Genomic DNA, 20,282 nt, shown 5'->3' on the forward strand with positions numbered 1-20,282 from the left:
TTGATCGGTTTGTGAAACAAATATGCGCGAATTATCGGGTTTATTGGATCGATTAGTGCAAATAAACTGCATTCCGTCCTTTGCACCACCGCTTAAAACACCGGAGAAACCCCATGTTCCGCACCGCCCTCATCGCCGCCACCCTCGCCGTTGCCTTCACCGGCGCCCAGGCTGCCCAGCCCCTGCAAGTCAAGGTCTACAACGCCGACGGCAACAGCTTCAACGTCAACTCCACCCTGGTCTATGGCGAGAAAGAAGCCATGGTCATCGACGCCGGTTTCACCCGCGCCGACGCGCTGCGCATTGCCGCCAACGTGCTCGACACGGGCAAAGAGCTGAAGACCATCTACGTGAGCCAGGCCGACCCCGACTACTACTTTGGCGTCGAGACGCTGAAAGAAATCTTCCCCAAGGCCGACGTGGTGACCACGCCCGCCGTGCTGGAGAAGATCAACGCCAAGCTGGCAGGCAAGCTGGCCTTCTGGGGCCCCAAGATGGGCGCCAACGCACCGCGCACGCCCGTGCTGCCCAAGGCCATCGCCGGCAACACGCTGAGCGTGGACGGCCAGACGGTCGAGATCCGCGGCACCACCGGCCTGCTGGCCCACCGCCCGTATGCGTGGATCCCGTCCATCAAGGCCGTGGTCGGCACCATCGGCGTGTTCGGCACCAACACCCACGTGTGGACGGCCGACACCCAGACCGTGGCCGAGCGCAGTGCCTGGGTGGCCCAGCTGGACGAAATGGCTGCGCTGCAGCCCACCCTGGTGGTGCCTGGCCACATGCCCGCCGGCGGCGCGCTGGACGCCGCCAACATCCGCTACACCAAGGGCTACCTGCAAACGTTCGAGAAGAACGCCGCCGCCACCCAAACCAGTGCCGAACTCATCGATGCCATGCAGAAGGCCTACCCCGCAGCGCCCATGGGCCTGTCGCTGGACATCGGCGCCAAGGTGAACAAGGGCGAGATGAAGTGGTGAGCGCCGCCCGGGCAAACCGTTGAAACGAAGGCACCAGAAGATCGTGACCGCTGCGCCGCCCCTGCTCCAACAAGTCTTGCTGCACCTGCACGCCGGGCGCTGGAACGCGGCGCACGACCTGGTGCAGCGCGACGGCTCCATGCGGGCCGCCTGGCTGCACGGCATCCTGCACCTGCAGGAAGGCGACCTGGAAGATGCCGAAAACTGGTACGACCGCGCCGCCCGCCACTTCCGCAGCCGCGGCACGCTGGCCGAAGAAGTTGCCGCCTTTGAAGCCGCACTGGCGGCGTCTGAAACCCGAGATCCTCACGAAAGACCCTGACCCATGTCCACCACGGTCACCTATCTGTTCGACCCCCTTTGCGGCTGGTGCTATGCCGCCGCGCCCGCGCTGAAGCACCTGCAGGGCGTGGATGGCCTTCACGTGGCGCTGGCCCCCACCGGCCTGTTTGCCGGGGCCGGCGCACGGGCCATGGACGCGCAGTTCGCCGCCTATGCCTGGGCCAACGACCAGCGCATCCAGCAGCTCACCGGCCAGCCCTTCACCCAGGCCTACCGCGACCGCGTCCTGGGCGTCGCGGGGGCGCGCTTTGACTCCGGCCCCGCCACGCTGGCCCTCACGGCCGTGGCGCAGGCGGCGCCGGAGCGTGAGCTGGACGCGCTGCACGCCCTGCAGCACGCGCGCTATGTGGACGGCCGCGACAACTCCGACCCGGCCGTGATCGCAGAGGTGCTGCGCGCGCTGGGCCTGCCGGATGCCGCAGCCCGGGCGCAGGCCCCCGACGCCACGCTGCGCAGCCGCACCGCCCAACGCGTCGCGCAGGCCCAGGCCACCCTGCGCGCCGTGGGCGCCCGCGGCGTGCCGCAGCTGGTGGTCACGGCGCAGGGCGGGGCGCTGCGCCTGCTGGGCGGCGATGCGCTGCTGGGGCCGCGTGAGCAGCTGGTCGCGCTGGTGCGGGCGGCGGCTGCGGCTTGAATACAGGTTGATGGCCTTCGCACAACCACACTCGGCACACGCTGAGCTTGTCGAAGCGCCGCACGGGCCCTTCACCGCCTCAGCCCAAACGCTCCCAGCTCATTCCATCGACGGATCAATCAGCACCTTGGCCCCCGTGTTCCGCGCGCCGTAGAACGCAATTGCATCGGCGCTCAACGCCCCCGCCAGCGACACCGTGCGCGCATAGTGGCTGGCAAACGTCGTCTTCAACTCTGCAGCCACGCGCGCGCGCAGCGCCTGGGTGGCCTCCGGGCCAATCTTTTGCAGAAACGGAAACAGCAGCCAGCCGCCCATGCCCCAGGCCATGCCAAAAGTGCGGTGCACTTCGGTGGGCCGCGTGTCCAGGTGGCCATACAGGTATACCTGTTTGTGCACGGCCGATCCGTAGCGGCTGTACTCCTTGGCTGTGCGGTTGATGGCGGCTTCCATGCACTGCAGGATCTGCCCGGCCAGCGTGCCGCCACCCGTGGCGTCGAACGCAATGGTGGCCCCCGTGGCGGCCAGCGCGTCGGTCAGCTCGGCCATGAAGGTGGGCGCGCTGCTGTCGCACACATGCTGGGCACCCAGCCCGCGCAGCAGCGCCGCCTGCTCGGGCTTGCGCACGATGTTGACCAGGCCAATGCCGTCCTTCTGGCAAATCTTGAGCAGCATCTGGCCCAGGTTGCTGGCCGCGGCGGTGTGCACCAGCGCGGTGTGGCCCTCGCGCTTCATCGCCTCCACCATGCTCAGTGCCGTCAGCGGGTTCACAAAGCATGACGCGCCTTCGGCTGCCGTGGTGCCGGGCGGCAGCGGCAGGCACTGCGCCGCAGGCATGGCGCGGTACTGCGCATACATGGCACCGCCAATCACCGCCACCGTGCGGCCCAGCAGTGCCTGCGCGGCGGGCGATGCGCCGGCCGCCACCACCAGGCCCGCGCCCTCGTTGCCCACCGGCATGCTCTGGCCGATGCGCGCGGCCAGGCCGGGCAATGCGCGTTCGGGGATGCGGGCCGTGGCCACCGGCCGCTCGGCCGTGCCGGTGACCTGCACGGTGGACAGATCGGCCGGGCCCAGCAGCAAGCCAATGTCCGACGGATTGATGGGCGTGGCCTGCACTTGGATCAGCACCTCGTCGGGCCCCGGCGTGGGCACGGGCGTGGGCTCCAGGCTGATCTGCAAGGTGCCGTCCGCAGTGACGAGGGAGCGCAACTGCAGCGCGGTGGAAGGGATGTTGGCGAGGGTGGGGCTGGCGGTCATGGTTTGCATCCGTTGAAACAAGACCCGCGCATTAGAACCCGGTGCGCTGCACCGCCACGGTCGCCCAGGCGGCTGCCGGTGGCTTGGTGGCTGCTGGCGGCTTCGGGTGCTTCTGGCGGCCATGCGCCGCACCGGGCCGGGCGGCGGCGTGCTGCACAACGCTGCGGACTCAGCCGCGCGCACCCAACCCGCCCAGCGTCCGCACCACCTGCTCATACATCGCGTCCACCGCCGGCTGCCGCTGCGACACCTTGCTGCGTAGCACCGCCACGTGCATGGCGTCGAGCGGCGGCAGCTCAAACTCCGCCGGCAGGTTCTGCAGGATCTGCAAATGCGCCGGCACGCTGCAGCGCGTGAGCACCGCCACGGCCAAGCCGCTTTCCACCGCGGCCAGCTGGCCCGCCAGGCTGGGGCTGTGGTACACAAGGTGGTAGCCGCGCCGCCGCGTGCCCAGCGCAGCCAGCGTGGCCTGGCGTGCCATGCTGGTGGACTCGTACACCGCAATCGGCAGCGGGTCGCGCCGCCACACCTCGAACTGCGGCGAGCCCACCCACACCAGCGGCTCGTCAAACAGAAAGCGCCCGCGCTGCGGCTTGTCCTGCGAGACCAGGGCCAGGTCCAGCTCGCCCCGCGCCAGGCGCGGAATCAGCGAGGTGGACTGCTCGCACGTCAGCTCAATCTCCACCCCCTGGTACCGGTGCGCAAAACTCCGCAGCACCGGCGTGAGGTAGGCGCTGGCGTAGTCGTCCGGCACGCCCAGCCGCACCCGGCCCGCCAGCTGCGGGCCGAACAGCGCGGCATGCGCCTCGGCCTGCAGGTCCAGCACGCGGCGCGCGTACGACAGCAGCTCGGCCCCCGCGGGCGTCACCTCCAGGTGGCGCGGCCCGCGCAGCAGCACGGGGCGGCCCAGCGCGGCCTCCAGCTTCTTGATCTGCATGCTGACGGCCGACTGCGAGCGGTGTACCAGCGGTGCCGCCCCCGAGAGCGAGCCTGCATCCACCACGGCCACAAAGGCGCGCAGCCAGTCGATCTGAAAGTCGGGGTAGTTCATGGGCGCAACGAAGGATCAGGAGGGCCGGGGGGCGGGGTGATTTTCAGGTCCGGCCCGCCGAGCCCGCAGGCGCGCGGCCGGGCACTCTACGCAACCGCACGGTACAGGCCCAGGTCCGCCTCTGCCCCCAGCTGCTGCAAAAAGGCCTTGGGGTCAAAGCCCTCGGCGGCAAACTGGCGCTGCATGGCGGCTGCGGCCTGGTCCACCGAGGCCTGGTCCTGCCATTCCACCCAGGTCAGCACGTTGAACCGGCCCGGCCCGCCCAGTTGGGTCAACACCGTGGCATGCAGGCAGCCCGGCTGGGCCTGCAGCGTGGCTTGCAGGCGCTTCATTTGTGCAACAAATGCGTCCACCGCGTGGGCGGGCACGGTGAACTTGTCAACGCGGTAGAGGGCGGTGGTGGGGTGGTCTTTGGCGGCGGTGACGGGCATGGGGGGCCTCGGCTTCAAGGGGTTGAACAGGTTCCAGGAGCCCGCTGGCGACTTTGGGGGGCGCCAACGGGGCTCGAAGGGGTGTGCCGTGGAGTCTAGAAGCTCAAGTGGGGTTGAGGTCAAGCGGGTGGCTCGGAGGCATCCGCGCCGGTGCATCACCACCGCGGTATCTGCCCGTCGGGCAAGGGCGACCTTCCTTTACGGCCCGGCGACGGCAGGAGGCCACACAGCATTCGATTATCGAATGGTATCCGTTCGATTTATCCGTTTTACACAATGGCAACAAACCGCGAGCATCGGTGCCATGAACTCCTCCAAAGCCGGTACGTCCCCGTCCTCCGTTCTTGCGGCTGTCCCACCGCTCCCCGCCAGCACGCGCGAGCGCGACGGCCAGTGGCTGCTGATTGCCGGTGGCGTGCTGCTGGGCACCATCGGCGTGTTTGTGGAAGAGGCCGGCCAGCACCCGCTGGTCACCGTGTGGTTCCGCTGCGCCTTTGGCGCGCTGGCGCTCCTGGCGTGGTGCCTGGCCACGGGGCGGGGGCGCGAACTGCTGCTGAACGGCCGCGCCCGCTGGGTGGCCTGCGCCACGGGCGTGCTCATGGTCATGAACTGGGCCTTGTTCTTTGCCGCCATCCCGCGCACCTCCATTGCCGTGGCCACAGTGGTGTTCCACATCCAGCCCATCTGGGTCATCGTGCTGGGTGCGCTTTTCTTGCGCGAAGCCGTCTCGCCCGCGCAGTGGCTCGCCACCCTGGCCGCGCTGGGCGGCCTGGTGCTGACCACCGGGCTGCTCGATGGCGCGGCCGCTGCGACCAGCGGTGGCGGGGACTACCTGGCCGGTGTGCTGCTGTGCCTCGGCGGCTCGCTCTGCTATGCGGGCGTGACGCTGCTGGCCAATACGCAAAAGGCCATCAGCCCCTATGCCATGGCCATGTGGCAATGCCTGGTGGGCACGGTGGCGCTGGCATGGGCGCCCTGGGTGCTGGGCTGGCCGCCGCTGGGCGCGGCCTGGGGCTGGCTGCTCGGCCTGGGCGTGCTGCACACGGGGCTGGCGTACGTGGTGCTGTTTGCGGGCATGGCGCGGCTGGGGCTGGGGCGCATTGCGGTGCTGCAGTTTGTGTACCCGCTCACGGCGGTGCTGGTGGACTGGGCGGTGTACGGCCGCACGCTCAGCCCCGTGCAGCTGGCCGGGGTGGGGCTGATGGCGGCTGCGCTGTGGACGCTGCGGCGGCCGTCGCGGTGACGCTCAAGGCCAGACCGGGGAGCTGCCGCGGTGGCGCGACCTCAGTCCGCTGACGCGTCGGTCCGCTGCAAGTGCCGCTGGAAGAAGCCCACCACCTGCGCGTTGAATGCCTGGTGGAAGGCCGCACGGTCGAAGCCCGGGGCGTCGCGGCAGATATCGGGTGCGGCATCGGCCAAGGCCGGTGAGCAGGGCGCCAGAAAGGCAAAGTGCCCTGCGGCCGCTGCCACATGCCAGTCGGGCGGCTGCGGCAGGCCGTCGCGCGCGGCCTGCACGCTCGGCAGCGTCACGCCGTCTCCACCCAGCTCCGAGGCCCACAGCTGCACGGGCGTGCTGACCTTCCCCAGCCCTTTGGCGTCGAACACGCTCAACGGGTCCACGATGACCGCCGCCCGGATGCGCGGGTCGGGCGCGGGCGTGGCGGGAATTTCGTTGCGCCGGATCTCGCCGCACAAGGGCCGCGTGGACAGGGGTGGACACAGGTCTGGGCGCAGTGTCCAGTCCGGCACCGCGCCCAGGGCCACCAGGCCCGTGTAGCCGCCGCGCGAATAGCCAAAAAATCCCACCTTGCCCGCGTCCAGCTGCGCACGCTGGGGCCAGGTGCCCAGCATGTAGTCCGCCAGCCGCTTCATGTCCACCGGCCGCGTGGCAAAGGCCGAGAGGTGGCCTTGGCGGTTTGCATCCTGGAAGCTGTCGCCAGGATGGTTGATGGCCGCCACCACATAGCCCGCATCGGCCAGCGCCGCCGCCGTGTCGTGATGGCCCAGGGCCGAGCCGCCCGAACCATGCGACACCAGCACCAGCGGCAACTGCGTGCCGTTCACGGGGCAGTCGCGCGTGCCCTCGATGACCAGCGGCGCCAGCACCAGGCGCTCTGCCGTGGCGCTGCAGGGCGACCACACGGCACCGCGCAGCGCGGGCCCGTCCGGGCCTGCCGGCACGTTGATGAAGCTGACGCCCGCCGCGTGGGCCGCGGTGCCCCCCAGGCAGCAGGCGGCCAGCACAAGCCGGCAAAGGGGGTGGCGCCAGTCCGGCGTCGTGCAAAAAGTCATCATGCTGTGCGGCCCGCGGGGCGGATGGGAATGAGCAGGTCGGTGCGCAGCGCCTGCGGCGCCGCGTCGCGGGGCGAGTTCAGGTAGTGCTCCAGCACGGGCCGGTCGTCCGGCTCGTAGCCACTGGCAGGCAGCCAGCGCGTGTGCAGTGCCGCGAGTGCTGCGTTGATGCGCGCATAGGGCCCCGCCAGTGTGTGGCGGGCGTACAGCCCTGCGGGAATGTGCAGCGTCTCCAGCCCGCCACCCAGGGCGCCGCCGCCATCGACCACCGCGGCCGCGTAATAGCGAAAGCCCGCGGGGTCGTCCGGGTCGCCGTAGGAGGCGCCCAGCCGTTCGGTGGTGCGGGCGCCGCATTGCAGGTACAGCCGCCGCTGCGTGTGCGGGATGGTGGCGGGCGGACCCGTGTGGCGCAGCGCCTGCACATGCTGCGCCGGCCGCTCCACCAACTGCACTGCCAGTGCCGCCGGGGCATAAGCACTGCCGCTGCGGGATGGCCCGGCGCACGCATCCAGCGCCACCCGGTGCATGTCGCGCTGAAAGGCGCGTGGCGACTGCCCTGTGAACTGACTGAACGCGCGGGTGAAGGCCTGCGGGCTGTCGTAGCCCACCTCCAGCGCCACCTGCGTGATGCTTTGCCCGCCTTGCTCCAGCAACCGCGTGGCCAGAGCGAGACGCACGCGGCGCACCGTGGCGGCCACGGTTTCGCCCGCGATGCTGCTGTAGACGCGGTGGAAGTGGAAAGGGGAAAAGTGGGCAATGGCGGCCAGGTCCTCCAGCCGATGCGCTGCCAGCGGGTGCGCCACGATGTGGGCGATCACGCGGGCCACGCGGTCGCGGTAGTTCTGTTCTGCGCGCGGGTCCAGGCTCGTCATGGCCGCAGAGTGTGCCGCAGCTTGCGCGTGGGTACTTAGCCGATCTTGCTACTTTGAAGTCTGCGAGCGGCGATGGTTGGCTCGGTATCCATCCTCTCTACCGTTCACGCTGAGCCTGTCGAAGCGCCGCGCAAGGCTTCCCTTTCTACCCTGTGGAGCTACTGCCCAAACACCAGCGCCTGGTGCACCCCCACGCCCGCCAGCACGCCTTCGGCCGAGGCCAGCGTGGCGTTGTGGCGCATCAGTGTGAGGTCGCCTGCGGCATACACGCCGGGCACGGTGGTCATCCGGGTGTTTGCGTCGGTGCGGAGGTACGGGCCCATGGGGCCTTCGTCGAACGCGCAGCCCAGCTGCTCGGCCAGCGGGCTGGCGGGGCGGGTGGTGGCGGCCACATACAGCGCAGCCAGCGGCACCAAGCGCGCATCACTGCCGCCGGTGGCCTGCAGCCGCACGCCCTGCAGCGCCTGGCCCGGGCCTTCCAGCGCAGCGATGGGCGCGGGCTCGATGGTTATGCCCAGCGCCTGCAGCCGCTCGCGCTCGGCGCTCTCCAGCGTGGTGTCGCCGTTCAGGAAGAGGGTGGTCGGGCCCCAGTCGGCAATCAGCTGCGCGTGCAGGGCCGAGCCTGCCGAGTGGTACAGCACGCCCAGCCGCTGGCCTGCAAACTCGTAGCCATGGCAATACGGGCAGTGCAACACCGTGGCGCCCCAGCGCTCGCGCAAGCCCGCAATCTCGGGCAGGCCATCTTGCACGCCATAGGCCAGCACCAGCTTGTGGGCTTCCAGGTGTGTGCCATCGTCCAGCACCACCACAAAACCGTTCTCCGGCGACCCCGCGCTGTGCTGCGCCGTGGCCGACACCGCCGTGCCCTGCACAAAGCGCACCGTGGGGTAGGCCGCCAGCTTGCGCCGGGCCTGCTCGATCATCGCCAGCGGCGGCTCGCCGTCTTGCCCGAAGAAACCGTGCGACGCTGCCGCAAACCGGTTGCGCGGCTGGCCGGCATCCACCACGCACACCCGCCGCCGGGCGCGCGCCAGCTGCATTGCGGCCGACAGGCCGGCAAAGCTGCCGCCGATCACGATCACCTCATACGCCTGGGTGTTTGTCATTGCTGCTGTCGCCATGCTCCATCTCCTTGTGTCCGTGGCACCCGGCCACCATGCGTTCATGAAACTCGGCCGACAGCTGCGCTAGCGTCACCTCGCCCAACCGCGCCAGCAGCGCCTCTTCGGCCGCCTGGTAGGCGCCCGTCAGCGCGCGGTTCACCGCTTGTTCGACGATGCAGCCGGGACTTTCCACGCGGTTGCCCACCGCCAGCAGCGTGGGCGCGCCCAGCGCCTCGTAGATGTCGCGCAGCGTGATGTCGGTGAGCGGGCACGACAGCACCCACCCGCCGCCATGCCCCTTGGCCGACGACACAAAGCCCGCATACCGCAGCCCCGCCATCAGGCGGCGCACCACCACCGGGTTGGTCTGCATGGCCTGCGCCATGGCCTCGGACGTGGCGGGCCCCTCCATCTCTGCCATGTGCAGCAGCGCGTGGAGAACATTGGAAAGTCGGCTATCTCGTTTCATATAACATTAAAAGTTGCGTGATGCTAGCATGCAACCAGAAACAGTGCTTGGGCACGCCCAGAAAGCTACTAAATTGATAGCTGCTGGCGCTTGATGAATAAGCGCTAGAGGTCAATTTGGCTTGATTTCTGCGACACGTTGCCCACCACCAACCATTCGGGTTGAGCCTGTCGAAACCTTGCGCGGGCTTGGCAAACCGGCGGACCCAGCCCATCGCCAACCGTCGCCCCCACCGCACACCAGACCACACCATGACCCATCCCGCCGCATCCCCCTTCACCGACCCCACCGCCGTCGCCCGCTACGCCGAAGGCCCCCGCCGCAACGTGCCCGGCTACGACAGCCTGCTGCGCATGTCCCGCATCCTCCTGGCCGAGCGCGTGCCCGCCAACGGCCGCGTGCTGGTGGTGGGCGCAGGCGGCGGGCTGGAGCTGGAAGACATGGCGCTGGCGCACCCTGGCTGGCGGTTCGACGGCGTGGACCCCAGCCAGCCCATGCTGGACCTGGCGGCGCAGCGGCTGCAAAGCGCGGGCGTGCCCGGCGACCGCGTGGGGCTGCACCACGGCTACGTGCAGAGCGCACCGGCCGGGCCGTTTGATGGCGCGACGTGCTTGCTGACTTTTCACTTTGTGCCGCGCGAGCAGCGAGTGCCCATGCTGGCCGAGATCCGGCGGCGGCTCAAGCCCGGGGCGCCGCTGGTGGTAGCGCATCTGAGCGTGGCGGATGGTGCAGGCTCTGGTGGAGAGGGCGGGGCAGGGGAGCGCGATCTGTGGCTGTCGCGCTATGCCGCGTTTCAGGTGGCGTCCGGCGTGCCGCCGGAGCATGCGGCCAGGGCCCGGGACAAGGTGGCTGCGGAGCTGGCGGTGCTGACGCCGGAGGAGGATGAGGCGGTTTTGAGGGACGCGGGCTTCAGCGATGTGCGGATGTTTTATATGGGGTTTGCGTTTCGAGGGTGGGTGGTTCGATCATGTGGAGAGAGTGAGTAGTAGATGTTGGTATCGAGCGACGACTCGGTTTTCCTTTTGCTTTCGCGAATTTGTCAAGTATCCTGACAACACTGTGTGCGAAGATGGATAAGGGCTTGTTATGGCTGAAAAAAAAGAGATTTTAGATTATCTGAGGAATTGCCAAAAGGCTGTAGAGATAGAGGCTAAAGTTAATGGTATTAATCTCTGGGTGCTCTGTGGTGCGATAGGGGTGCTCGGTTGGACATTTTTTGGTTATTTGCACCTTGATTTTTCGGCTTATTGCGAGGAATTAGTGCATACCTTGCTATTTGGGCAATCCATTTATTTTTTGAATTGGGTGGGCACTCCAAATCATGGTGTTCGTGATGAGCTGCGCTATCAGCCTTGGCGTTTAAATGATGTTGATTCGCCATTTCTAGTTTTTGTTGAAGGCGCTTGGCTAGCATTGCCTCCAGCGCTGCACTTCTTAATTCTTGGTGGCAGTTGGAGTGTTGTTTTTATGGGGATTTTCCCCTTGGCGATTATGGTGATGGCGGCCCTGGATGTTCTGAAGGTATTGGTGGTGATCGGTGGTGAAGTGAGTAAATTTCCAAAGCCTCGTTTCGCGTTATCAAAACGAACTTATGCTGCTAATAATATTTGGGTTGGGCTCGGATTTGTTTTGGTTGCCTTTTTTCAATTTATGGCACTAATTGGTGGGAAATCTCAACCTTCCGATGCTGTCAAGGCGATAGCTTTGCTGGTTTCAATTTACCTGCTTTTGGCTATTTCGATTCGAAAGGCAAGGGCTGGTCACGCTATTCAGTGGACCTATGAGCTAGAAACTGACGTTTTGGTAGGCGCCATTTCCCCGGAGGATGCTCTTCGAAAAATTGAGTACAGATCACTCGGATCGCGTTTCCAAGATGTTATGAATAGCTTCTTTAGCGAATTTGATAAGAAGCTGGAAAAATTTGAGGAAAAATTCAATCATTGCCACAATATTCCAAGTGAGATTCAGAAAATACCCTCAGAATTTAAGGCGGAGCGGTCTTCGCGATTCGAGGCGGCTACGGTCGAAATAAAGGGGCTCCTCGACGATATGTCGAAAGATCTGCAGGAGCTATCGGAGTATTTAAAGACATTGGAGGCGAAAAAATCCGACTTGAGAGTTGCTGCGGCAATAAAAGATCTGGGAGAGAAAAGGGACTTATATCGTGGAAAATTTAAGTCAGCAGATAATCGATTGAGTGGCTTGAGAAATGTAGCGTTAAATAAATAGTTTAATCATTTTTGTAAAGATACTTTTTATCTTTGATCTACTTTAGGCCGAAGTTCAGTCTTGTCCGGTCAAAGGTGACCGCATAGCATCCCTGTCAAGCGCCCACCCCATGAGGTGCTGCGTATGAAAACGACAGGAGACAAGCCTTGCCATCCACCCGCTGGAGTCACTGCGGCGCCGAAGACCTGGGCGTGTTGCAGACCATCTTCTGGTCTGCCGGCGCGTCGCGCAATGCGCTGGCGCAGCGCCTGGCCTATTCCAAGAGCAAGGCCAATGCCATGGTGGCGGCGTTGCTCGATGAAGGCTTGCTCGACGAGGTGGGCCTGCAGGAATCCTCTGGCGGCCGGCGTGCCGAAACCCTCCGTTTGAGCGAAACCCTGGGCGTGGTGATTGGCGCCGACCTGGGCGCGACCAGCATGCAGATTGCGGTGATGCGGCCCGACATGACGGTGCTGGCGCGGCACCGCGAGCCCATTGATGTGCGCCAGGGGCCGGGCGTGATCCTGGCGCGGGTGCGGGGGCTGATGCGGGAGCTGCTGGCGCGCTGCGGGCTGGCACCCAATCAGGTGATTGCCATTGGCATGGGCGTGCCGGGGCCGGTGGATTTTGAAAGCGGGCAGCTCGTCAACCCGCCGCTGATGCCCGACTGGGACGGCTTTTCCATCCGCGACTACCTGCGCGAGGCGTTTGCCGCGCCGGTGTTTGTGGACAACGACGTGAACCTGATGGCGTTGGGCGAGATGTACCGGCTGCAGCGCAATCTGCCCAACTTCCTGGTGATCAAGGTGGGCACGGGCATTGGCTGCGGCATCGTGTGCCACGGGCAGGTGTACCGGGGCGCCAACGGCTCGGCGGGCGATGTGGGCCATATCTGCGTGGACCAGCACGGCCCGCGCTGCCACTGCGGCAACCAGGGCTGCGTGGAGGCGATGGCCGCAGCGCCCGCCATGGCACGCATGGCCGTGGAGGCCGCGCAGCGCGGGGAAAGCGCGCTGCTAGCGGAGCGGCTGCAAAGCACGGGCACGCTGACCATTGAAGACGTGGCCCAGGCCAGCCGCGCGGGCGATGTGGCGGCCAACGCCATCATTCAGCGCGCGGGCAGCCTGGTGGGGCAGATGCTGGCGTCCATCGTCAACTTCTTCAACCCGTCGCATGTGTTCATTGCGGGGCGGGTGACGGACATGGGGCCGCTGTTCCTCGCGTCGGTGCGGCAGAGCGTGTACCACCGGTCGCTGGCGCTCTCTACGCGGCATCTGGAGATTCAATACGCGCCGCTGGCCGACGATGCCGGTGTGGTGGGCGCGGGCGTGCTGGCGATGCAGGAGAGCCTGTCGCGTGCGGGCTCGGTGGCGGGTGCGGGCGCTGGAGCAGTTGTAGGAACAGGGGCAGCGCGATGAGCGTGGCCGTCGAGTTCCGCAACGTGACCAAAGAGTTTGGCCCGGTGCGCGTGCTGCACGGCGTGAGCTTTGCGCTGCAGCCGGGCCGCGTCTACGGCCTGCTGGGCGAGAACGGCGCGGGCAAGTCCACGCTGATGAAGATTCTGGCGGGGTATGAGAGCCCGACCACTGGCGAGGTGGTGGTGGATGGTGCCGTGCGCGCCCCGGGCGGCGGATCGCGCGCGGCCGAGGCGCAGGGCATTGTGCTGATCCACCAGGAGTTCAACCTGGCGGACGACCTGACGATTGCGCAGAACATCTTTTTGGGCCATGAGATCAAGCGCGGCCCCTTCCTGGACGACAAGGCAATGCGCGAGAAGACGCGGGCGGCCTTGGCGCAAGTGGGCTTGCCGCTGGACCCGGACACGCGGGTGCGCAAGCTCATCGTGGCCGAAAAGCAGCTGGTGGAGATTGCCCGTGCGCTGGCCCGCAATGCGCGCCTGCTCATCATGGATGAGCCCACCGCCACGCTGACCCCCGGCGAGACGGAGCGCCTGTTTGCGCTGATGGCCGGGCTGAAGGCCGCGGGCGTGACCATCATCTACATCTCGCACAAGCTCGACGAAGTGGAGCGCACCACCGACGAGGTGGTGGTGATGCGCGACGGCCTGCTGGTGGCGCGCGAGCCCACGGCCAGCGTGACGCGGCGGCAGATGGCCAACCTGATGGTGGGGCGCGAGCTGGCGGACTTGTTCCCGCCCAAGCTGCCTGCGCCGGAGGGTGGAACGCCTGCGATCAAGGTACATGGCCTCACGGTGCCGGGCTGGGCCGAGGATGTGAGCTTTGAAGTGCGGCGCGGCGAGATTCTGGGCTTTGCTGGGTTGGTGGGTGCCGGGCGCACGGAGCTGTTTGAAGGCCTGCTGGGCCTGCGCCCGCGCACGGCGGGCACGGTAGAGATTGCGGGCCAACCCGTGCAGCTCAAAAGCCCGCGCGATGCAGCGCGCCACGGCCTGACGTACCTGAGCGAAGACCGCAAGGGCAAGGGCCTGCACGTGCACTTTGGCCTGCGGCCCAACCTGACGCTGATGGCGCTGGAGCGCTATGCCAAGCCCTGGCTCGACCCGGTGGCCGAGCAGGCTGCGCTGCGCAATGCGGTGCAGGAGTTCGGCATCCGCACCGGCTCACTCGATGTGCGCGCGTCGTCGTTATCGGGTGGCAACCAGCAAAAGCTGGCGCTGGCCAAGGTGCTGCACCCCGGCCCCAGCGTGGTGGTGCTGGACGAACCCACGCGCGGCGTGGACGTGGGTGCCAAGCGCGAGATCTATCACCTGGTGCAGCGCCTGGCAGCGCAGGGGCTTGCGGTGGTGGTGATTTCGTCCGAACTGATGGAGCTGATCGGCCTGTGCCACCGCGTGGCGGTGATGCGCGCCGGGCGGCTGCAGACCACGCTGCAAGCGCCGCATTTGACCGAAGAGGAGTTGATCGCCCATGCCACAGGCACCCGTTAACGTACCGGCCGAAAACGCCGCTGCCCCGCAAGCGGGTGGCAGCCGCCATGCTGCCGCCACTGCGGCGGCGGCCACCGGCGCCAGCGCCTGGTGGGGCAAGCTGCACGGCCTGGGCCCGGTCATCGGCCTGGTGCTGCTGTGCATTGCGGGCACGCTGCTCAACAGCAACTTCGCCACCTACGACAACGTGATGAACGTGCTCACCCGCACGGCCTTCATCGGCATCATCGCGGTGGGCATGTGCTTCGTCATCATCTCGGGCGGCATTGACTTGTCGGTGGGGTCGATGGCGGCGCTGATCGCAGGCTCGGTCATCCTGTTCATGAACGCGATGGCGCCCGTGCTGGGCTCGCCCATGGCGGCGGTGGTGGTGGGCATGCTGCTGGCGGTAGTGTTGGGCGCGGTGTTTGGGCTGGTGCACGGGCTGCTCATCACCAAGGGCCGCATCGAGCCTTTCATCGTGACGCTGGGCACGCTGGGCATCTTCCGCGCGTACCTCACGTATTTTTCGAACGGCGGGGCCATCACGCTCGAGAACGATCTGTCGGACCTCTACAGCCCCGTGTACTACGCCAACCTGCTGGGCGTGCCGATCCCGGTGTGGGTCTTTCTGCTGGTGGCGGTGGTCGGCGGCGTCATCCTGAACCGCACGGCCTATGGCCGCTATGTGCAGGCCATCGGCTCCAACGAGCAGGTGGCGCAGTACGCGGCGGTGGACGTGCACAAGATCAAGATCCTCACGTACATGCTGCTGGGGGTGTGCGTGGGCATCGCCACGCTGCTGTACGTGCCGCGCCTGGGCTCTGCATCGCCCACCACCGGGCTGTTGTGGGAGCTGGAGGCGATTGCCGCCGTCATCGTGGGCGGCACGGTGCTCAAGGGCGGGGCGGGCAGCATCACCGGCACGGTGGTGGGCGCGATCCTGCTCTCGGTCATCAGCAACATCCTCAACCTCACCAGCATCATCAGCGTGTACTTGAATGCGGCCGTGCAGGGGTTCGTGATCATTGCCGTGGCGTTCATGCAAAGGAGCAAGCGGTGATGGATCGTCGGTTTTCGGCAGGTCGTTTGACTCTCGTGTTCCCCAGTGACGTAGGTCGGGTTAGCGCAGCGTAACCCGACGTCACCGCGGTGTGGCCTATGGGCGTCGGGTTACGCCCTTGCGGGCTAACCCGACCTACGGTCCAACCGGTTTTTTTTGAGTTTCTCGGTGTTCCCCAGCCGGCCAGCTTCCTGGCCATTTCCTCAAAGCAATAGCAGCAACAGGAGACAACGCATGAACAGCAGCCAACTTTCTTCTTTCACCCGCCGCCTGGCCTTGTCGGCCGTGGGCGCCGCCGCTGCGCTGGCGCTGGCCGGCCCCGCCATGGCGCAGGCCAACAAGACGGTGGTGGGCGTGGCCATTCCGTCGGCCACGCACGGCTTCACGGGCGGCATCGTCTACTGGGCCAACCAGGCCAAGAAGGACCTGGAGAAGGCCCACCCTGGCCTGCAGGTCATCGTGAAGACGGCAGGCGGCGCGCCCGAGCAGGCCAACCAGCTGCAGGATTTGGTGACGGTGAACAAGATCAACGCGCTGGTCATCTTCCCGTTTGAATCCGCCGCGCTGACCAAGCCCGTGGCGCAGGTCAAGGCCAAGGGCGTTTACGTGACGGTGGTGGACCGGGGCCTCACGGACACCAGCGCGCAGGACGCGTATGTGGCGGGTGACAACACGGCGTTTGGCCGCATTCCGGCCGAGTACATCGCCAAGGCGCTGGGCGGCAAGGGCACCGTGGTGGCCTTGCGCGGCATTGCCACTACGCTGGACAACGAGCGCATGGACGCGTTCAACGCGGTGCTGAAGAACCACCCCGACATCAAGCTGCTGGACGCCAAGTACGCCAACTGGAACCGCGACGACGCCTTCAAGGTGATGCAGGACTACCTGACGCGCTTCCCGCAGATCGACGCCGTGTGGGCCGCCGACGACGACATGGCGGTGGGCGTGCTCAAGGCCATCGAGCAGGCCAAGCGCAAGGACATCAAGCTGGTGTTCGGCGGCGCGGGTGCCAAGGGCATGGTCAAGACGCTGATGGACGGCAGCAACCCGCTGATCCAGGCCAATGTGTCGTACAGCCCGAAGTTCATTTATGACTCGATCAAGCTCACCGCCGAGGCCCGCATCAAGGGCGAGAAGCTGCCGGCCAAGACGATCATCCCGTCGGTGCTGATCACCAAGGACAACGCGAAGGACTTCTACTTCCCGGATTCGCCGTTCTAAGAGTGGGGCGGCTTGGGGTTACTCCCTCTCCCCTCGCGGGAGAGGGTGGGGGAGAGGGGGCTGCATTCCGCACTGCGCCCGTTTCACCCCCCTCTCCCCGGCCCTCTCCCACCAGGGGAGAGGGAGTGAGGGTCCCTCTGAGAATTGTGAGAAATCAAGCCAAATTGGCCTCTAGCGCTTATCCAGTAAGCGCTAGCAGCTATTAAAAATATAGCTTCCTAGCCGCTTCGCACCTGCAACCAACACCCCTTGGAGCCGCCATGCCAAGACCCGTCACCCTCTTCACCGGCCAGTGGGCCGACCTGCCGCTGGCAGAACTCGCGCCGCTGGCACGCAGCATGGGCTACGACGGCCTGGAGCTGGCCTGCTGGGGCGACCATTTCAACGTGCAGGAGGCGCTGTCGTCGCCCCAGTACGTCAAAGACAAACATGCACTGCTGGCCCAGCACGGCCTGCAGTGTTTTGCCATCGGCAACCACCTAGTGGGCCAGGCCGTGTGCGACCGGATCGACGAGCGCCACCAGTCCATCCTGCCGCCGCATGTGTGGGGCGATGGCGAGCCCGAGGGCGTGCGCCAGCGCGCTGCTGCCGAGCTGGCCGACACCGCGCGTGCGGCGGCCAAGTTCGGTGTGAAGACGGTGACGGGCTTCACCGGCTCATCGGTGTGGCATGCCATCTATGCCTTCCCGCCCACCACGCAGGAATACTGGGACAAGGGCTTTGCTGATTTTGCGAAGCGCTTTGGCCCCATCCTGGATGTGTTCGAGCAGCACGACATCAACTTCGCGCTGGAAGTGCACCCCACCGAGATCGCGTTCGACATTGCCTCGGCCGAGCGCGCGATTGCAGCCGTAGGCGGCCATAAGCGCTTCGGCTTCAACTTCGACCCCAGCCACCTGGCCTACCAGGGTGTGGACTACGTCAAGTTCATCCGCCAGTTTGCGGGCCGCATCTACAACGCCCACATGAAGGACGTGTGGTGGGGCAAGGGCGACGGCACGGTGGGGGTGTTTGGCGGGCACACCAGCTTTGGCGATGCGCGGCGCCACTGGGACTTTCGCAGCGTGGGCCGCGGGATGATCGATTTCGAATCCATCATCGTTGCGCTCAACGACATTGGCTACCAGGGCCCGCTCTCGGTGGAGTGGGAGGACAGCCGCATGGACCGCGTGCACGGGGCCACGGAGAGCGCAGCGTTTTGCAGGCGGCTCGACTTCAAGCCGGCGGCGGGGGCGTTCGATGCCGTGTTCGCGCGCGACAGATGAAGTGCAACCCCCTGAGCGGCTGCGCCGCTTCCCCCTTCTCGCGCTGCGCGCGGGAAGGGGGACGCCGCCAGCGCACGCAAGCGAAGTGCTGCCTGCGCAGCTTGGCGGCCCTTGCGCGGCGGCCCTGGCCTGGGTCGCGCCAGTTTCGTCGGTCCCGTGCAACGCAATGGATAACCACAACCAAGAAATAAGGCTCTCCATGTCTTCTGAACGCAAGCTCCGCTACGCCATGGTCGGCGGCGGCCACGGCGCCTTCATCGGTGCGGTGCACCGCAAGGCGATGGCGCTCGACGGCCAGTTCGAGCTGGTGGCGGGCGCGCTGTCGTCCACGCCCGAGCGGGCCCGCGCGTCCGGCGCCGAACTGGGCCTGGCCGACGACCGCAACCACGGCAGCTGGCAGGAGATGCTGGCCGACGAGCTGCGCCGCCCGGTGCATGAGCGCATCGACCTGGTGAGCATCGTCACGCCCAACCACATGCACCACCCGGTGGCGCTGGCGTTTGTGCAGGCGGGCTTCCATGTGGTGTGCGACAAGCCGCTGGTGCACACCCGTGCGCAGGCCGATGAACTGGTGGCGGCCGTGAAGAAGGCGGGCACCGTGTTCGGCGTGACCTACAACTACACCGGCTACCCCCTGGTGCGCGAGGCGCGCCACCTGGTGCACAGCGGCGCTTTGGGCACCATCCGCAAGATCACCGTCGAATACAACCAGGGCTGGCTGGCCACGGCGGTGGAGCAGGGCGGGGGCAACAAGCAGGCCGACTGGCGGCTGGACCCCGCGCGCAGCGGCGCCGTGGGCACCATGGGCGACATCGGCTCGCACGCCGAGAACCTGGCCGCTACCGTCACCGGCCAGCGGCCCGAGGCGCTGTGCGCCGACCTCACCCGCTTTGGCGCGGGCCGCCGGCTGGACGACGATGCGCAGCTGCTGCTGCGCTACGCCAGCGGGGCGCGCGGCATCATCGTGGCGTCGCAAGTGGCGGCGGGGCTGGAGAACGACCTGCGGCTGCAAATCTCCGGCACGCTGGGCACGCTCACCTGGCGGCAGGAAGACCCCAACCACCTGGTGCATTCGCCGGTGGACGGGCCGCGCCGCATCCTCACGCGCGGCTCGCCGTGGCTGAGCGCAGCGGCGCTGCGCGCGGGGCGCATTCCTCCGGGCCACCCGGAGGCCTTTATCGAAGCCTTTGCCAACGTCTACCTGGGCGTGGCAGCCGACATCCGCGCCCGCGCCGCGGGCCGCACGGCCAGCGCGCTGGAGGCCGACTACCCGCGGGTGGAAGACGGCGCGCTGGGCGTGCGCTTCATCGAAAAGGTGGTCGAGTCCGCCGCGAGCGAGCGCAAGTGGACGGCGCTGGGGTGACCGGCGGGCCGCGGCAGCGTCCTACGCCGCGCCGCCGGCGGGAGGGCGACACTTGCCGGTCTGCACCACCGGGAGGCCTGCCTTGACCACCGAGAAATCCAAGATGATGGCTGGCGAGCTGTACAACGCCAACGACCCGGAACTCGTCGCCGACCGCCTGCGGGCGCGCCAGCTGTGCCACGACATCAACCATGCGCGCGCCGATTCGCCCGGCTACTTGCAGGGCCTGGTCGGCCAGCTGATCCCCGGCGCTCCGGCCAGCGCCTACATCACCCCGCCGTTTCATTGCGACTATGGCTACAACATCACGCTGGGTGAGGGCGCGTACTTCAACTTCAATTGCGTGGTGCTCGATGTGGCGCCGGTGCGCATCGGCGCACGCACGCTGCTGGGGCCGGGCGTGCAGGTCTACACCGCGTCGCACCCGGTGTCGCCCGAAGAGCGCGCCAAGGGCCTGGAGTTCGGTGTGCCCATCACCATTGGCGAGGATGTGTGGATTGGCGGCGGCGCCATCATGTGCCCGGGCGTGACGATTGGCGATGGCGCGGTGATCGGCGCGGGCAGCGTGGTCACGCGCGATGTGCCGGCGCGGGTGTTTGCAGCGGGCAATCCGTGCCGGGTGGTGCGGCCGCTGGATGCGCTGGTGGTGTGAGTGGATGCTGGTTCGGGCTCAGGCGCTGCCGAGCTGGAACCGCTGGTCGAAGTTCATCTTGCCCAGCACGCGCAGCGCGGCCGCGCGGGTGGCGCCGTCCACCCGGCTGATGTCCAGGCTGTAGCGCCTGGCGGTGGAGACCACGTCCACGCGGTGCCCGCCCCACTGCACGGCCACCAGCAAGGCGGGGCGCTG

General features: G+C 66.9%; 20 protein-coding genes. 13 read left to right on the forward strand and 7 right to left on the reverse strand.

The annotated features are described in order from the left end of the window. The first annotated feature begins 113 nt into the window (after positions 1-113). The 3 genes from LWW96_RS19450 to LWW96_RS19460 are packed head-to-tail and all read left to right on the forward strand — an operon-like array spanning position 114 to position 1,956. Entirely contained in the window at positions 114-980 is an 867-nt protein-coding gene (locus LWW96_RS19450) for an MBL fold metallo-hydrolase (RefSeq protein ID WP_291489509.1), read from the forward strand. 43 nt (positions 981-1,023) lie between these two features. Further along, the gene (locus tag LWW96_RS19455) at positions 1,024-1,302 is read left to right on the forward strand and encodes a hypothetical protein (RefSeq protein WP_291489510.1); all 279 of its coding nucleotides are present in this window, start codon (positions 1,024-1,026) and stop codon (positions 1,300-1,302) included. A 3-nt stretch (positions 1,303-1,305) separates the two neighbouring features. Then, the gene (locus LWW96_RS19460) at positions 1,306-1,956 is read left to right on the forward strand and encodes a DsbA family protein (RefSeq protein ID WP_291489511.1); all 651 of its coding nucleotides are present in this window, start codon (positions 1,306-1,308) and stop codon (positions 1,954-1,956) included. 99 nt (positions 1,957-2,055) lie between these two features. On the opposite strand, the gene LWW96_RS19465 is transcribed toward LWW96_RS19460, so the two are convergent. From LWW96_RS19465 to LWW96_RS19475, 3 genes are all read right to left on the reverse strand, one after another. After that, a complete protein-coding gene (locus tag LWW96_RS19465) occupies positions 2,056-3,213 on the reverse strand; it encodes a zinc-binding dehydrogenase (protein WP_291489512.1) in 1,158 nt (385 codons plus the stop codon). Between the two features lie 169 nt (positions 3,214-3,382). Next, a complete protein-coding gene (locus LWW96_RS19470) occupies positions 3,383-4,264 on the reverse strand; it encodes a LysR family transcriptional regulator (protein ID WP_291489513.1) in 882 nt (293 codons plus the stop codon). A gap of 86 nt (positions 4,265-4,350) precedes the next feature. Further along, entirely contained in the window at positions 4,351-4,695 is a 345-nt protein-coding gene (locus LWW96_RS19475; RefSeq protein WP_291489514.1) for an antibiotic biosynthesis monooxygenase family protein, read from the reverse strand. A 304-nt stretch (positions 4,696-4,999) separates the two neighbouring features. On the opposite strand from LWW96_RS19475, the gene LWW96_RS19480 reads away from it, so the two are divergent. Next, a complete protein-coding gene (locus LWW96_RS19480; protein ID WP_291489515.1) occupies positions 5,000-5,938 on the forward strand; it encodes an EamA family transporter in 939 nt (312 codons plus the stop codon). A gap of 41 nt (positions 5,939-5,979) precedes the next feature. On the opposite strand, the gene LWW96_RS19485 is transcribed toward LWW96_RS19480, so the two are convergent. From LWW96_RS19485 to LWW96_RS19500, 4 genes are all read right to left on the reverse strand, one after another. Beyond that, a complete protein-coding gene (locus tag LWW96_RS19485; protein ID WP_291489516.1) occupies positions 5,980-6,987 on the reverse strand; it encodes an alpha/beta hydrolase in 1,008 nt (335 codons plus the stop codon). Beyond that, positions 6,987-7,859 carry an AraC family transcriptional regulator gene (locus tag LWW96_RS19490; protein ID WP_291489517.1) on the reverse strand — a complete coding sequence of 291 codons (873 nt, stop codon included), beginning with the start codon at positions 7,857-7,859 and terminating at the stop codon, positions 6,987-6,989. Before LWW96_RS19490 ends, LWW96_RS19485 begins: the two co-directional genes overlap by 1 nt. Before the next feature lie 158 nt (positions 7,860-8,017). Beyond that, the gene (locus LWW96_RS19495) at positions 8,018-8,980 is read right to left on the reverse strand and encodes an NAD(P)/FAD-dependent oxidoreductase (protein ID WP_291489518.1); all 963 of its coding nucleotides are present in this window, start codon (positions 8,978-8,980) and stop codon (positions 8,018-8,020) included. Continuing rightward, positions 8,943-9,431, reverse strand: coding sequence for an Rrf2 family transcriptional regulator (locus LWW96_RS19500; RefSeq protein WP_291489519.1), 489 nt, complete (start codon positions 9,429-9,431; stop codon positions 8,943-8,945). The genes LWW96_RS19495 and LWW96_RS19500 overlap by 38 nt, the downstream gene beginning before the upstream one ends. A 251-nt stretch (positions 9,432-9,682) precedes the next feature. Here LWW96_RS19500 and LWW96_RS19505 point away from each other — a divergent pair, with 251 nt between their 5' ends. The 9 genes from LWW96_RS19505 to LWW96_RS19545 all read left to right on the forward strand — a co-directional run bounded on the left by LWW96_RS19505 (position 9,683) and on the right by LWW96_RS19545 (position 20,087). Next, entirely contained in the window at positions 9,683-10,417 is a 735-nt protein-coding gene (locus LWW96_RS19505; RefSeq protein WP_291489520.1) for a class I SAM-dependent methyltransferase, read from the forward strand. A gap of 100 nt (positions 10,418-10,517) precedes the next feature. Then, positions 10,518-11,660 (forward strand): hypothetical protein, encoded by a 1,143-nt coding sequence (locus tag LWW96_RS19510; protein ID WP_291489521.1) that lies wholly within the window; start codon positions 10,518-10,520, stop codon positions 11,658-11,660. A 185-nt stretch (positions 11,661-11,845) separates the two neighbouring features. Continuing rightward, positions 11,846-13,057, forward strand: a complete 1,212-nt coding sequence (locus LWW96_RS19515; protein ID WP_291489528.1) for an ROK family transcriptional regulator — start codon at positions 11,846-11,848, stop codon at positions 13,055-13,057. Continuing rightward, positions 13,054-14,544: a sugar ABC transporter ATP-binding protein gene (locus LWW96_RS19520; RefSeq protein ID WP_291489522.1), complete on the forward strand. Its 1,491-nt coding sequence runs from the start codon at positions 13,054-13,056 to the stop codon at positions 14,542-14,544. The genes LWW96_RS19515 and LWW96_RS19520 overlap by 4 nt, the downstream gene beginning before the upstream one ends. Next, complete coding sequence (locus LWW96_RS19525) at positions 14,525-15,586, forward strand: ABC transporter permease (protein WP_291489523.1); 1,062 nt, start codon at positions 14,525-14,527, stop codon at positions 15,584-15,586. Before LWW96_RS19520 ends, LWW96_RS19525 begins: the two co-directional genes overlap by 20 nt. A 234-nt stretch (positions 15,587-15,820) precedes the next feature. Then, a complete protein-coding gene (locus LWW96_RS19530) occupies positions 15,821-16,807 on the forward strand; it encodes a substrate-binding domain-containing protein (RefSeq protein ID WP_291489524.1) in 987 nt (328 codons plus the stop codon). Between the two features lie 260 nt (positions 16,808-17,067). Further along, on the forward strand, positions 17,068-18,072 hold the full coding sequence (locus LWW96_RS19535) for a sugar phosphate isomerase/epimerase (RefSeq protein WP_291489525.1): 1,005 nt from the start codon (positions 17,068-17,070) through the stop codon (positions 18,070-18,072). 199 nt (positions 18,073-18,271) lie between these two features. Continuing rightward, positions 18,272-19,435: a Gfo/Idh/MocA family oxidoreductase gene (locus LWW96_RS19540; RefSeq protein WP_291489526.1), complete on the forward strand. Its 1,164-nt coding sequence runs from the start codon at positions 18,272-18,274 to the stop codon at positions 19,433-19,435. An 82-nt stretch (positions 19,436-19,517) separates the two neighbouring features. Beyond that, a complete protein-coding gene (locus tag LWW96_RS19545; RefSeq protein ID WP_291489527.1) occupies positions 19,518-20,087 on the forward strand; it encodes a sugar O-acetyltransferase in 570 nt (189 codons plus the stop codon). Positions 20,088-20,282: the final 195 nt, after the last annotated feature.

Origin of the sequence: Acidovorax sp., assembly GCF_021287135.1 — a bacterium.
Classification (GTDB): Bacteria; Pseudomonadota; Gammaproteobacteria; order Burkholderiales; family Burkholderiaceae_C; genus Acidovorax.

Coding starts and splice junctions, on each gene's coding strand:
- LWW96_RS19535 (WP_291489525.1), top strand. CDS start 17,068: ATGCCAAGACCCGTCACCCTCTTCACCGGCCAGTGGGCCGACCTGCCG.
- LWW96_RS19540 (WP_291489526.1), top strand. CDS start 18,272: ATGTCTTCTGAACGCAAGCTCCGCTACGCCATGGTCGGCGGCGGCCAC.
- LWW96_RS19475 (WP_291489514.1), bottom strand. CDS start 4,695: ATGCCCGTCACCGCCGCCAAAGACCACCCCACCACCGCCCTCTACCGC.
- LWW96_RS19465 (WP_291489512.1), bottom strand. CDS start 3,213: ATGACCGCCAGCCCCACCCTCGCCAACATCCCTTCCACCGCGCTGCAG.
- LWW96_RS19470 (WP_291489513.1), bottom strand. CDS start 4,264: ATGAACTACCCCGACTTTCAGATCGACTGGCTGCGCGCCTTTGTGGCC.
- LWW96_RS19520 (WP_291489522.1), top strand. CDS start 13,054: ATGAGCGTGGCCGTCGAGTTCCGCAACGTGACCAAAGAGTTTGGCCCG.
- LWW96_RS19500 (WP_291489519.1), bottom strand. CDS start 9,431: ATGAAACGAGATAGCCGACTTTCCAATGTTCTCCACGCGCTGCTGCAC.
- LWW96_RS19510 (WP_291489521.1), top strand. CDS start 10,518: ATGGCTGAAAAAAAAGAGATTTTAGATTATCTGAGGAATTGCCAAAAG.
- LWW96_RS19505 (WP_291489520.1), top strand. CDS start 9,683: ATGACCCATCCCGCCGCATCCCCCTTCACCGACCCCACCGCCGTCGCC.
- LWW96_RS19480 (WP_291489515.1), top strand. CDS start 5,000: ATGAACTCCTCCAAAGCCGGTACGTCCCCGTCCTCCGTTCTTGCGGCT.
- LWW96_RS19485 (WP_291489516.1), bottom strand. CDS start 6,987: ATGACTTTTTGCACGACGCCGGACTGGCGCCACCCCCTTTGCCGGCTT.
- LWW96_RS19460 (WP_291489511.1), top strand. CDS start 1,306: ATGTCCACCACGGTCACCTATCTGTTCGACCCCCTTTGCGGCTGGTGC.
- LWW96_RS19490 (WP_291489517.1), bottom strand. CDS start 7,859: ATGACGAGCCTGGACCCGCGCGCAGAACAGAACTACCGCGACCGCGTG.
- LWW96_RS19495 (WP_291489518.1), bottom strand. CDS start 8,980: ATGGCGACAGCAGCAATGACAAACACCCAGGCGTATGAGGTGATCGTG.
- LWW96_RS19530 (WP_291489524.1), top strand. CDS start 15,821: ATGAACAGCAGCCAACTTTCTTCTTTCACCCGCCGCCTGGCCTTGTCG.
- LWW96_RS19525 (WP_291489523.1), top strand. CDS start 14,525: ATGCCACAGGCACCCGTTAACGTACCGGCCGAAAACGCCGCTGCCCCG.
- LWW96_RS19450 (WP_291489509.1), top strand. CDS start 114: ATGTTCCGCACCGCCCTCATCGCCGCCACCCTCGCCGTTGCCTTCACC.